We start from the raw sequence: 12,317 nt of genomic DNA, 5'->3' as shown, positions 1-12,317 counted from the left end.
TGGCCAGGGGCTCGCGGCCGGGGCGGCGGGGGTGCGACCCCCGGCGCCCCCGCGGTCAGCGTCCGACCAGCGTCAGTGCCTGGTCCAGGGCCTGGAGGAAGCGGCCGGTCGTCGCGCGGTCGCGTACGGCCAGGCGCAGCCACTGCGGGCCGAGGCCCGGGAACGTGTCCCCCCGGCGCACCGCGAAGCCCAGGCCGCGCAGGCGTACCCGTACCTCGTCGGCCCGGTCCATCCGTACCAGTACGAACGGCCCTTCGGCCTCCCCGACCACCCGCACCTCATCGAACTCCGCCAGACCGGCCAGCAGGTGCGCCCGGTCCTCCGCCACCCGGTGCGCGGCCCGCTGCGCCTCCGCGAGCGCCGCCGGAGCGACGCACGCCTGCGCGGCGGCCAGCGCGGGCGACGACACCGGCCACAGCGGCTGGGCGCGCTCCAGCGCCGCGACGGTCGCCGGCGCCGCCAGGACGTAACCGATGCGCAGGCCGGCCAGGCCCCACGTCTTCGTCAGGCTGCGCAGGACCACGAGGCCGGGCACGTCCGTGCGCCCCGCCAGGGCCTGCGGTTCGCCCGGCACCGCGTCCATGAACGCCTCGTCCACCACCAGCGTCCGCCCGGGACGGGCCAGCCGGACGATGTCTTCCGCCGGGTGCAGGACCGACGTGGGGTTGGTCGGATTGCCGATCACCACCAGGTCCGCGTCCTCGGGCACGTCGGCCGGATCCAGCCGGAACCCGTCCCGCTCCCGCAGCAGCACCCGCCCGACCTCGTGCCCCGCGTCCCGCAGCGCCGCCTCCGGCTCCGTGAACTGCGGGTGCACGACGACGGGCCGCCGCACCGCGAGCGCCCGCGCGAGCAGCACGAACGCCTCCGCCGCGCCGGACGTCAGCAGCACCCGCTCCACCGGCAGCCCGTGCCGCTCCGCGACCGCCGCGCGCGCGGCCCGCCCGTCCGGGTAGGCCGCGAGCGTGTCCAGGGAGGCCGCGACACGGGCCTTCAGCCACTGCGGGGGAGTGCCGGCCCGTACGTTGACCGCGAGATCGGTGAGACCGCCCTCGCGGACCTCGGCGTCCCCGTGGTGCCGCAGATCGTGCGCCGGGAACTGCGCGCCGGTCTCAGTGGGCGTGTGCATGGCTGCCGTGGTGGTGATGGTGGTGTCCGTCGTCGTCCGGGTGGAAGTGCGGCTGCTGCGGCGCCCCCACCTTGTCCTCGAAGCCCGGCAGGGCGATGCGGTAGACGCAGGAGTCGCAGTTCATCCGCAGGTCCCCCTTCACGGCTTCCCGGTAGCGCTCCATCACGAGGTCCATCAACTCCTCGGTGGGGCCGATCACGTCGGCCGAGCGCACCTCGGTCCCCGGGTGCGCCTCGGCCCAGTCCCGCGTCTGCTCCTTCACCCGGTCCGGCAGGATCCCGGTGAAGAGGAAGTACGGCAGGACCACGATGTGCCGGGCCCCGAGCCTGGTGCAGCGGTCGAGTCCGCTCGGCACGTCCGGCGCGGCGAGCGACACGAACGCGGTCTCCACCCCCGCGTACCCCCGTCCCTCCCAGAACAGTCGTGCCGCCTTGTGCACCTCCGCGTTGGCGTCCGGGTCGGTCGAGCCCCGCCCCACGAGCAGCACGGTCACGTCCGACCTGTCCACCTCGCCGAGCACCTCGTCGACCCGCCGCTCCAGCACGGCGAGCAGCCCCGGGTGCGGGCCGAGCGGACGGCCGTAGGTGTACGAGATCCCCGGGTGCCGCTCCTTCTCGCGGGACAGCGCGGCCGGTATGTCGCCCTTGGCGTGACCCGCGGACACGAGCATCAGGGGAACGGCCGCGAAGCGCGAGACGCCCCGCTCGACCAGCGAGGTCACCGCGTCGCCCAGCGGCGGCGGCGACAGCTCGATGAAGCCGCCCGCGACGGGCAGTTCGGGATGGCGCCGGCCCAGTTCCCCGACGAAGTCGCGGAAGGCCCCGGCCCCGGCTTCGTCCCGGGTGCCGTGGCCGGCGATGAGCAGTGCGGGCGCGGTGGTCACGCTTTCTCCTTGGTGAGGGGGGTGGGGGTGTCGTGCGCGAGAGGGGTGTAGAGCAGGGCGTTCAAGGCCGCCGCCGCGACCGCCGAACCGCCCTTCTCCGACACGTTGCTGACCGCCGGCAGACCGCTCTCGCGCAGCGCCGCCTTGGACTCGGCCGCCCCGACGAAACCGACGGGCAGGCCGATGACGAGAGCGGGTTCGGCGTCGAGGAGCAGCAGCTCCTCCAGCGCGGTGGGCGCGCAGCCGATCACCCACAGGGCCCCGGGCCCCACCTGCTCGTAGGCCAGCCTGATCGCGTGGGCGCTGCGGGTCAGCTCCGGGCCCGCCTTCGCCTCCTTCAGCCGGCACACGGTCTCCCGCCGGGTGATGCCCGCCGCGACCATCTCCACGTCCACGACGACCGGCGCGCCGGCGTGCAGCGCGGCGTGCGCGGTGCGGAGCGTGCGCTCGTCGCAGACCAGGTCGGTGGCGTACTCCAGGTCCGCCGCCGAGTGGATGACCCGTTCCACGACGGCCCGCGTCAGCGGCGGGAAGTGGGAGGTGTCGAGGCGGGAGCGCAGGCGCCGGAAGGACTCCTGCTCGATGGGGTGGACGATCCTGTCGGCCGTGTCCGTCGTCGGTGTCGTGCCGGTCGTCATCGCGGTCCCTCCGTCTGCCAGCGGTAGCCGCGCGGTGTCACCATGCGGCCGGCGATCTCGCGGGCGGCGGTGTTGCCGACGACCACGACGGTCATCATGTCGACGGTCGCCGGGTCGAGCGCGGCGATCGTGGTGAGGCGGCTTGTTCCGTCCGGTCGCGAGGCGTTGCGGACCACGCCGACGGGCGTCGTGGGCTCGCGGTGCTCCGCGAGGATCGACAGCGCCTTGGGGAGCTGCCAGTCGCGGCCCCGGCTGCGCGGGTTGTAGAACGTCACGACGATGTCGGCCTCGGCCGCGGCCCGGACCCGCCGTTCGATGACCTCCCACGGCGTGTGCAGGTCGGACAGGCTGATCGAGACGTGGTCGTGGCCGAGCGGCGCCCCCAGGATCGCGGCCGCGGCCAGCGCCGCCGTCACGCCCGGTACGCCGACGACGTCGATGTCGTCGCTCGCCTCGGCGAGCGCGGGCGACGCCATGGCGTACACGCCCGCGTCCCCCGACCCGATGAGCGCGACCGCGTGCCCGGCGCGGGCCTCCGCCACGGCGGTACGGGCCCGCTCCTCCTCGGCGCCGAGCCCCGACTCCAGCACCCGGGTGCCCGGTCGCAGCAGGTCCCGGATCTGGTCCACGTACTGGTCGAGTCCGACGAGCACCGAGGCGCGCCGGATCTCGTCGCGGGCCCGCGGCGTCAGCAGGTCGCGGGCGCCCGGCCCGAGTCCGACGACCGCGAGCCGGCCGCGCGGCGCGCGGCGCACGACCGCGCAGGTGGCCATCGCCGCCCGGCCCTCGGGGGCCGCCTTGCGCTTCGGTACGACGAGTTCGCCGCCACCGGCGAGGGCGGCGGCCTCCGCGACGGACGGCGTGCCGACGGCCGCCAGCGGCGCCCCCGACGGGTTCGGCACGTCGATACGGGCCAGCTGCTCGGCGGCGTACGTCCGCAGTGGCACACCGAGGCGGGCCGCCGCCTCCACGATCCCGGCCTCGTCCGCCTTGGCGTCCACGGTCGCGAGCGCGGCGACGGAACGTGCCGACAGTCCGGCTTCCGCGAGCGTCCGCCCGATCAGTTCGGAGACCTCGTCGGCGGACGCGCCCCTGCTGGCGCCCACCCCGACGACCAGCGACGGCGGTCGCAGCACGGCCTCGCGCTCCCCGATGCCGAGGAGCCGGTCGCTGACGCGCACCACGGCGGGCGCCTCGTGCGCCTCACGCGCCGCCTCGGCGACGGCGGCCTCGGCGACGACGCCGGCGGCGACGGTGGCGGCCATGGCCCCCGGCAGCCCGCCCACCGGCACGGCGGCGGCCGCCGTGGCCTCCGCCATGCCGACGGCGTCCTCGCCGTCGTGCCCGGCGTCGCCCGACCGCGTGGCGTCCGCGCGCATGGCGTTCTCCCGCGTGACGTTGCCCGGCAGCGGCGGCAGCGGCCACACCGCGTCCGCCGCCAGCGTGACCGGTTCGCCGTCCAGGATGGCGCGGGTCACCGCCGCCGTCGCGCCCTCGACGGGCCAGCCCAGCGTGTCCAGGCCGGGTATGTCCGTGGCGTCGGTGGCCGTCGTGACCACCGGGGCGCAGCCCAGGACGTCCGACACGGCGAGCGCCAGTTCGTTCGCGCCGCCGCCGTGGCCGCCGAGGAGCGCGACCGCGTGCCGCCCCGCCTCGTCGACGCACACCACACCCGGGTCGGACGCCTTGTCCGCGAGGAGCGGGGCGAGAAGCCGTACGACCGCTCCCGTCGCGAGGAAGCACACCAACTGGTCGCACTCGGCGAAGGCGCGTCCGACCGCCTCCCGCACCGGGCCGTCGTACACCCGGGTACGACCGGGCCAGGCCGCGGCCAGCCGGTCGCGGGCCGCGGCGCCTGCCGCCGTGGCGGAGATGAGGCCGATCACTGAACTGCTCCTTCACTTGCCGGATCCGCGGGGCGGTGGCCCCACAGCAGAAAGACGGGGTTGGCGGCCGCGAGCCGGGTCACGTCCCCGGGCAGCGGCGCGAGGCGCGACGACTGGAGCAGCACGCCCTCGGGTTCGAGCCCGGCGGACGCCAGGGCCGCCCGAACCGCCGGGACCCGGTCCAGCGCCGCCAGCGCGACCACGACGGTGCGCCGCGCCCTGCGCGCGCACGCCGCCACGATGGCGGGCAGCTCGCTCCCGCCGCCGCCGACGAACACCGCGTCGGGCTCGGGCAGTTGGGACAGTACCGTCGGCGCAGCCCCGTGCACGGTCTGTACGTCGACTCCGTGCGCGGCGGCGTTCGCGCGCACGCGCTCGACGCCGTCGCAGGTCTTCTCCACCGCGATCGCCGCCGCCCCGAGCCGCGCGCACTCCACGGCCACGGAACCCGAACCGGCCCCGATGTCCCACACCAGGTCGCCCAGGCGCGGGCCGAGCCTGGCGAGCGCCAGCGCCCGTACCTCGAACTTGGTGATCATGGAGTCGCGGTGCTCGAACGCGGCCTCGGGCAGCGCCCACCGGGCCGGTCCCGCGCCGCGTCCGGCGACCGTGCGCTGCGCCGGGGCGAGCGTGCGGGACGCGTCGAGGCACACCACGACGCTGACCGCGGCCGGCCAGTCGCGCGCCGCCGCCTCCGACGGCGTGAGGCGCTCGACGCGCTCGCCGCCGTCCGCGTCCCCGAGCGCCGACGCCACGACGAGGGTGCGCGTGATGCCGGTACGGGCGAGGGCCGCGCCCAGTTCGCCGGGCCCGGCGCCGGGCCCGGTCAGGACGGCCGTCTTCGGGTGCGCCCGGCACACGTTGACGGCGGTCCGCAGCTCGCGCCCGTGCGCGCTCACGACCACCGCGTCGTCCCACGGCAGCCCGAGCCGCGCGAACGCCACCGCCACCGACGGCGAGCCGGGCCGTACGTCCAGGGCGTCCGCGCCGAACCGTTCCGCCAGCGCCCGTACGATCCCGAAGAACCCGGGGTCGCCGGAGGCCAGCACCACGACCCCGGCGCCGGGCCCGTCCGCCGCCTTGGCCAGGTGCTCCGCGACCGCGTCCAGCGCGGGCGCCAGCGGCCCCAGCACCACCCGGGCCGTGCCGTCGGGCAGCCCGGCGGCGTCCAGGTGCCGCCGGCCGCCGACGACGAGCCCGGCGGCGTCGAGCGCCGTACGGGCGTCGGGGCCGAGCGGGGCGCCCGTCCCCGTGCCGAAGACAGTGATCATGAGCCGGACTTCCCCGCCGCGGGTTCCGCGCCCGCCTGTGCCGACTGCCGGCCCGCGCGCAGCGCCGCGCGCGCCGCGCGGTCCGCCCGGCGGAACCCGTGGAAGTGGCCCGGGTGGTAGAGGTGCGAGCGCGTGCCGGAGGCGGACAGCGCGGGCCCCACCAGGAAGAGCGTGTGCTTCCAGAGCTTGTGCTCCTTCACCGTCTCCTCCAGCGTGGCGATCGTGCAGCGCAGCACCAGCTCCTCGGGCCAGGTGACCTGGTACGCGATGACGACCGGGGTGTCGGTCGGGTAGCCGCCCTCCAGGAGCTCCGCCGTCAGCTGCCCCGAACGGGCCGCCGAGAGGAAGACGGCCATCGTCGTGCCGTGCCGCGCGAACTCCCGTACCTCCTCGCCGGGCGGCATCGGCGTCTTGCCGCCGCCGAGCCGGGTCAGGATCACGGACTGCGCGACCTCGGGAATCGTCAGCTCGCGCCGCGCGATCGCGGCGACCGCCGAGAAGGACGAGACGCCCGGCACGATCTCGACGTCCAGGCCGAGCGCGTCGCACCGGTCGACCTGCTCCTGCGTGCCGCCCCACAGCGCGGGGTCGCCGGAGTGCACGCGGGCCACCTTCAGCCCGTCCCGCAGCGCCCGCTCGTACACCGCCACCACGTCCTCCAGGGACATCGCGGCGGAGTCCAGGATCTCGGCGTCCTCACGCGCGTGCTCCAGGATCTCGGCCTGTACGAGGCTCGCCGCCCAGATCACCACGTCGGCGTCGGCGATCGCGCGCGCGGCACGGAAGGTCAGCAGGTCGGCGGCGCCGGGGCCGGCGCCCACGAAGGTCACCTTGCCGGTGGGGGCATCGGCCATGAGTGGGGTCCTCTCGGGATTCAGGGGTGCAGCGGGGGTGATCACGGATGTGCGCGGCGGGGGGTCGATCGACTAGCAAGAGCACATGGCGGTGTTCGTCGCGCTCGGCGCGTTCCTCATGACGCTCTTCGGTGGCTGGGTGGCGCTGCGCGTCACCGACCGCCGCCACCTCGTCCTCGGACTGGCCGGCGGGCTGATGCTCGGCGTCGTCGGCCTCGAACTGCTGCCGGAAGCGCTGGAGGCCGCGGGCGACGAGGTGTTCGGCGTACCGCGGGCCCTCCTGCTGTTCGTCGGCGGCTTCCTGGTGGCGCACCTGGTGGAGCGCCTGCTCGCCGTACGGCGGGCGGCGCACGGCGCGTACGACCCCGGGGCGGGCAGCGGCGAGGGTCCGGCGGCGGGCGGGCGGGTCCCCCAGGTGGGACTCACCGCCGCCGGCGCGATGGTCGGGCACAGCCTGCTCGACGGCATCGCGATCGGCGCCGCCTTCCAGGTCGGCGAGGGCATGGGAACGACCGTCGCGCTCGCCGTCGTCACCCACGACTTCGCCGACGGGTTCAACACGTACACGCTCACCAGCCTGTACGGGAACGCGCGCCGCAAGGCCGTGGCGATGCTGTTCGCGGACGCGCTGGCCCCGGTGGCGGGTGCCGCGTCCACGGTCCTGTTCACCCTTCCGGGGGAACTTCTCGGCAGCTACCTGGGCTTCTTCGGGGGCGCGCTGCTGTACCTCGCGGCCGCCGAAATCCTGCCCGAGGCCCACCACGACCACCCCGCCCGCTCGACACTGCTGTGCACGGTCGCGGGCGTGGCGTTCGTCTGGCTCGTGGTGGGCGTCGCGGGCTGAACTCACAACTTTCCCCCGCGACCGCCGTCGCGCCGCGGGGGCGCGATCAGCGTGGAGAGGTACGGCAGGGACCCGCCCTCCGCCAGCTCGGCGGCGGGCCGGATCGACTCCTCGGGCAGCCCGAGCGCCGAGCCCCACACCGCGTCCCCGGTCCGCCCGGTCTCCCGCAGCGCGGTCGCCACCTCGCCCGCGAGCCGCCCGAACTTGTACGCCACGACGGTCCCCGGGCCCTCCAGCGCCTCCTTCAGCACAGCCGCCCCGGCCGTCACGGGTACGAGCGTCAGCGGTTCCGTGCCCTCCGTGAGCACGGCCCCGCTGCGGGCGGCGAGGTCCTGCATGGCGGTGATGCCCGGCACGGTCACCACCTCCGTCCCCGGCACCAGTTCGGCGATGGTCTGCGCGAGGTACGTGAACGTCGAGTAGACGTTGGGGTCGCCGATCGTCGCGAACGCCACCGAGCCGTGCTCCCGCAGGAGTTCGGCCACGCGCGAGCCCGCCGCGTCCCAGGCGGCTTCGCGCCGCGCCCGGTCCTCGCGCTCGTTGAGCGCGAAGACGACCCGGACGACCTTCGCCGCGTCGACGTAGTGCAGCACGGTCGCCTCGGCCCGCCCGCGCTCACCGCTGTCCATCACCGGTACGACGACAACGGCCGCGTCCCGCAGGGCGTTGACGCCCTTGACGGTCACCAGCTCGGGATCACCGGGCCCGACTCCGACACCGGTCAGCCTGGTGCCCGGACCCTCCACGCCACTCAACCCGCTCATCCCGCACACCTCTCGACAAATCTCATGGCCATCCCTGGCTCGGCAGCCCAGTGGGTATGCAGATAACTCGCATGCACACCCAGTTGTACGAACCCCTCGACCCGCCGCTCCGGCAGGCGCATCCCCCACGCGGGAGCCGCGCCCGCACCGGGCTCGATCACGGTCCGGTGGAACTCGTGCCCGCGCAGCCGCGTTCCGGTGGCCGCCAGCGAACTGTCCGACACGGCGACCGCCTCGCGGTACCCCAGCGTCAGCCGCTCCGACATCCGCGCCTCGGCGTCGAGCACCCCGCACATGGGCTGCCCGTCGAGGGACCGCGACAGATACAGCAGCCCGGCGCACTCCGCGGCGACGGGCGCCCCCGACCGGGCCAGGCGCGCGACGGCGTCGCGCAACGGCTCGTTGCCGGACAGCTCCGGGGCGTACACCTCGGGGAACCCGCCCCCGACGACGAGACCACGGGTCCCCGGCGGCAGCGCCTCGTCCCGGAGCGGGTCGAACGGCACGACCTCCGCGCCGGCGGCGGCGAGCAACTCGCCGTGCTCGGCGTACGAGAAGGTGAACGCGGGCCCGGACGCGACGGCGACCACCGGGCGCCCCGGCACGACGGCCGGCGCCGCCGGGTCCCACGCCGCCACGCCGAGCTCCGGCGCACCGCGCGCCAGGGCCAGCAACGCCTCCAGGTCGCAGCCCGCCCGCACCTGCTCCGCGAGCGCCGCGACCGCGTCGACGGCCTCCGCGCGCCGCTCGGCGACCGGCACGAGACCCAGGTGCCGGGAGGGCGTCCGTACCTGCCGCTCGCGCCGCAGCGCGCCCAGCACCGGTACGCCGGACTCGTCCAGGGCCTCCCGCAGCAGCTCCTCGTGGCGCGCGGACCCCACCTTGTTCAGGATCACGCCGCCGATCCGCACCTCGGGGTCCCAGGACGCGAAGCCGTGCACCAGCGCCGCCACGGACCGCGACTGCGACGACGCGTCGACGACCACCACCACGGGCGCCCGCAGCAGCTTCGCGACCTGGGCGGTGGACGCCAGCTCCCCGTGCCCGGAAGCCCCGTCGTACATCCCCATCACGCCCTCGACGACGGCCAGGTCGCACCCGGCCGCGCCGTGCGCGAAGAGCGGCGCGATCAGCTCCGTACCGCACAGGTACGCGTCCAGGTTCCGGCCGGGCCGGCCGGTGGCGAGCGCGTGGTACCCCGGATCGATGTAGTCGGGCCCCACCTTGTGCGGCGACACGGCGAGCCCGGCCGCCGTGAAGGCAGCCATCAGCCCGGTCGCGACCGTGGTCTTCCCACTGCCCGACGACGGAGCGGCGACGACGAGACGTGCTACCACTCGATGCCCCGCTGCCCCTTCTGGCCCGCGTCCATCGGGTGCTTGACCTTCGACATGTCCGTCACCAGGTCGGCGGCCCCGACGAGCTTCTCCGGAGCGTTGCGCCCGGTGATCACGACGTGCTGGGTCCCCGGCCGGTCCCGCAGCACCTCGACCACCTCGTCGGTGTCCACCCAGCCCCAGTGCATGGGGTACGCGAACTCGTCGAGCACGTACAGCTTGTACGTCTCGGCCGCCAGGTCCCGCTTGACCTGCTCCCACCCCTCGCGCGCCGCCGCCTCGTTGTCGAGCTGCGCGTCGCGCTGGACCCAGGACCAGCCCTCGCCCATCTTGTGCCAGGCGACGGACCCGCCCTCGCCGCTCGCGCCCAGCACCTTCAGCGCGTTCTCCTCGCCGACCTTCCACTTCGCCGACTTGACGAACTGGAACACCCCGATCGGCCACCCCTGGTTCCAGGCGCGCAGCGCCAGCCCGAAGGCGGCGGTCGACTTGCCCTTACCGATCCCCGTGTGCACGACGACCAGCGGCCGGTTGCGGCGCTGGCGCGTGGTGAGTCCGTCGTCCGGTACGACGCTCGGCTGTCCCTGCGGCATCAGGCCGCCCTCCTGTTGGTTTCCCGTACGTCCTTGACCAGCCCGGCGATGCTGTCGGCCCGCAGTTCGTCGAGCGTGACGGCCGTACCGCCCAGCTCGCGCGCCAGGTCGCCCGCGAGGCCGAGCCGTACCGGCCCCGACTCGCAGTCCACGACCACCGAGGCGACGCCCTCAACCTCGTGCAGCCGGGCCGCGCGCGCCGCCAGAGCCACCGGCTCCGGCCCGCCCGTCGCCCGCCCGTCGGTCACGACCACGAGCAGCGGCCGCCGCGAGGGGTCCCGCAGCCGCTCCACCCGCAGCACGTCGTGCGCCTTCAGCAGCCCGGCGGACAGCGGCGTACGGCCGCCCGTGGGCAGCGTCTCCAGCCGGACGGCCGCCGCGTCGACGGACGAGGTCGGCGGCAGCACGAGCTCCGCGTCCTTCCCCCGGAACGTGACCATCCCGACCTTGTCCCGCCGCTGGTACGCGTCCAGCAGCAGCGACAGCACGGCGCCCTTGACGGCGCTCATCCGCTGCCGCGCGGCCATCGAACCGGACGCGTCCACCACGAACAGCACCAGGTTCCCCTCGCGCCCCTCCCGCGTCGCCTGCCGCAGATCGTCCCGCCGCACCACGAGACCCGGCCCGCTGCGCCCGCGCGCCCGCTGATGCGGGGCGGCGGCCTGCACCGTCGCCGCCAGGTGCAGCTTGGTGAGCGCGCCCCGCGGCCGGCGGGCCCCGGTCGTACGACCGTGCTCGGTACGGGCACGGGAACGGCGCCCGGCCGCCCCCTCGCCCAGACCCGGGACGCTCAGCGTCTTCGTGCGGAACGCCTCCCCGGCCCGCGCCGCCGCCTGCTCGCCGCCGGACCCGGCAGGAGCCTGCTGCCCTTCTCCGGCCTCGGGCTCGGCGGGAGTGTCGCCCTGATCGGCCTCGCCCTGGGACGGCGAGTCCGGACCGTCGTCTCCCTGCGGCGGCTGCCCGCCCCCACCAGGACCGTCCGGATCGGGCTCGTCGTCGTCCGACCCGCTGTTCTGCTCCAGCGTGTCGTCAAGCTTGTCCTCGTCGAGCCCCGGCGCGTCGAAGGGGTTGCGCCGCCGCCGGTGCGGCAGCGCGAGCAGCGCGGCCTGCCGTACGTCCTCGGCGAGTACGTCGGTGCGCCCGGCCCAGGCCGCCAGCGCGGTCGCCGTACGGGCCATCACGATGTCCGCGCGCATCCCGTCGACCTCGAACGCGGCGCACGTGGCCGCGATCTGCCGCAGCGCCCCGTCCCCGAGCCGCACCTCGGGCAGCAGCGCCCGCGCGGCCACGATCCGGGCCCGCAGCGCCGCCTCCTCCCCGGCCCACTTCGCGGCGAACGCGGCGGGGTCGTCGTCGTACGCGAGCCTGCGCCGTACGACCTCCACCCGCTGATCGGTGTCCCGGGACGCGGACACCTCCACGGTCAGCCCGAACCGGTCGAGCAACTGCGGCCGCAGCTCGCCCTCTTCGGGGTTCATGGTGCCGACGAGCAGGAACCGCGCGGCGTGCCGCACGGACACGCCCTCGCGCTCGACGTACGACGCGCCCATCGCGGCGGCGTCGAGCAGCAGGTCGACCAGGTGGTCGTGCAGCAGGTTGACCTCGTCGACGTACAGGATCCCGCGGTGGGCGTCGGCCAGCAGACCCGGCTCGAACGCCTTGACGCCCTCGGACAGCGCCCGCTCGATGTCGAGCGCGCCGACGAGCCGGTCCTCGGAGGCGCCGACGGGCAGCTCGACCGTCCGCGCCGGCCGCGACACGCCCGCCCGTCGCCCGCCACCACCCTCACGCGAGGCGCTGCGCGCCGCCCCTGGTTCCCCGGCCTCGTGCGGCCCGTCCGGGCACGCCGGATCGGGGGAGCCCGGGTCGCAGGAGAACCGGCACCCGGCGACCACCGCGACCTCCGGCATCAGAGCCGCCAGGGCCCGCACGGCGGTCGACTTGGCGGTGCCCTTCTCGCCGCGCACGAGCACACCGCCGACGGCGGGTGAGACGGCGTTGAGCAACAGCCCGAGCCGCAGGTCGTCCTGCCCGACGATGGCGGTAAAGGGGTACGGCGTACTCAAGAGGAAGCCTCCACTTCAAGCTGGTTCAGGGCACCCGGAACGCACTGCGGCC

11 protein-coding genes are annotated in these 12,317 nt (G+C 75.5%); 1 reads left to right on the top strand and 10 read right to left on the bottom strand.

What is annotated here, in order from left to right; genetic code table 11:
* Nucleotides 1–55 precede the first annotated feature (55 nt).
* Genes cobC through cobM form a run of 6 tightly spaced genes read right to left on the bottom strand, consistent with a single transcriptional unit; the run spans nucleotide 56 to nucleotide 6,661 of the window.
* Nucleotides 56–1,129 carry an Rv2231c family pyridoxal phosphate-dependent protein CobC gene (gene cobC, locus ACWGH0_RS09530; protein WP_453403585.1) on the bottom strand — a complete coding sequence of 358 codons (1,074 nt, stop codon included), beginning with the start codon at nucleotides 1,127–1,129 and terminating at the stop codon, nucleotides 56–58.
* Nucleotides 1,113–2,012, bottom strand: coding sequence for a sirohydrochlorin chelatase (locus tag ACWGH0_RS09525; protein WP_453403584.1), 900 nt, complete (start codon nucleotides 2,010–2,012; stop codon nucleotides 1,113–1,115). Before ACWGH0_RS09525 ends, cobC begins: the two co-directional genes overlap by 17 nt.
* Nucleotides 2,009–2,650, bottom strand: coding sequence for a precorrin-8X methylmutase (locus ACWGH0_RS09520; RefSeq protein WP_453403583.1), 642 nt, complete (start codon nucleotides 2,648–2,650; stop codon nucleotides 2,009–2,011). The genes ACWGH0_RS09525 and ACWGH0_RS09520 overlap by 4 nt, the downstream gene beginning before the upstream one ends.
* Nucleotides 2,647–4,536 carry a precorrin-3B C(17)-methyltransferase gene (gene cobJ / locus ACWGH0_RS09515; protein ID WP_453403582.1) on the bottom strand — a complete coding sequence of 630 codons (1,890 nt, stop codon included), beginning with the start codon at nucleotides 4,534–4,536 and terminating at the stop codon, nucleotides 2,647–2,649. Before cobJ ends, ACWGH0_RS09520 begins: the two co-directional genes overlap by 4 nt.
* Nucleotides 4,533–5,807 (bottom strand): precorrin-6y C5,15-methyltransferase (decarboxylating) subunit CbiE, encoded by a 1,275-nt coding sequence (gene cbiE / locus ACWGH0_RS09510; protein WP_453403581.1) that lies wholly within the window; start codon nucleotides 5,805–5,807, stop codon nucleotides 4,533–4,535. Before cbiE ends, cobJ begins: the two co-directional genes overlap by 4 nt.
* The gene (gene cobM / locus ACWGH0_RS09505; protein ID WP_453403580.1) at nucleotides 5,804–6,661 is read right to left on the bottom strand and encodes a precorrin-4 C(11)-methyltransferase; all 858 of its coding nucleotides are present in this window, start codon (nucleotides 6,659–6,661) and stop codon (nucleotides 5,804–5,806) included. The genes cbiE and cobM overlap by 4 nt, the downstream gene beginning before the upstream one ends.
* 85 nt (nucleotides 6,662–6,746) lie before the next feature.
* On the opposite strand from cobM, the gene ACWGH0_RS09500 reads away from it, so the two are divergent.
* Entirely contained in the window at nucleotides 6,747–7,505 is a 759-nt protein-coding gene (locus ACWGH0_RS09500; RefSeq protein WP_453403579.1) for a ZIP family metal transporter, read from the top strand.
* Between the two features lie 2 nt (nucleotides 7,506–7,507).
* Here the strand turns inward: ACWGH0_RS09500 and cobI are convergent, their stop codons facing one another.
* From cobI to ACWGH0_RS09480, 4 genes are read right to left on the bottom strand one after another with little or no spacing between them, the layout of a single operon-like run.
* The gene (gene cobI, locus ACWGH0_RS09495) at nucleotides 7,508–8,269 is read right to left on the bottom strand and encodes a precorrin-2 C(20)-methyltransferase (RefSeq protein ID WP_453403578.1); all 762 of its coding nucleotides are present in this window, start codon (nucleotides 8,267–8,269) and stop codon (nucleotides 7,508–7,510) included.
* Nucleotides 8,266–9,606, bottom strand: coding sequence for a cobyrinate a,c-diamide synthase (locus tag ACWGH0_RS09490; protein ID WP_453403577.1), 1,341 nt, complete (start codon nucleotides 9,604–9,606; stop codon nucleotides 8,266–8,268). The genes cobI and ACWGH0_RS09490 overlap by 4 nt, the downstream gene beginning before the upstream one ends.
* Nucleotides 9,600–10,199 (bottom strand): cob(I)yrinic acid a,c-diamide adenosyltransferase, encoded by a 600-nt coding sequence (gene cobO, locus ACWGH0_RS09485; protein WP_069929368.1) that lies wholly within the window; start codon nucleotides 10,197–10,199, stop codon nucleotides 9,600–9,602. Before cobO ends, ACWGH0_RS09490 begins: the two co-directional genes overlap by 7 nt.
* Nucleotides 10,199–12,265, bottom strand: a complete 2,067-nt coding sequence (locus ACWGH0_RS09480; protein ID WP_453403576.1) for a putative cobaltochelatase — start codon at nucleotides 12,263–12,265, stop codon at nucleotides 10,199–10,201. Before ACWGH0_RS09480 ends, cobO begins: the two co-directional genes overlap by 1 nt.
* Nucleotides 12,266–12,317: the final 52 nt, after the last annotated feature.

The sequence above is a fragment of the Streptomyces sp. NPDC054887 genome (genome assembly GCF_053610585.1).
The sequence above is the reverse complement of the archived record's forward strand: the minus strand, read 5'-3'. Positions and strand labels throughout refer to the sequence as shown.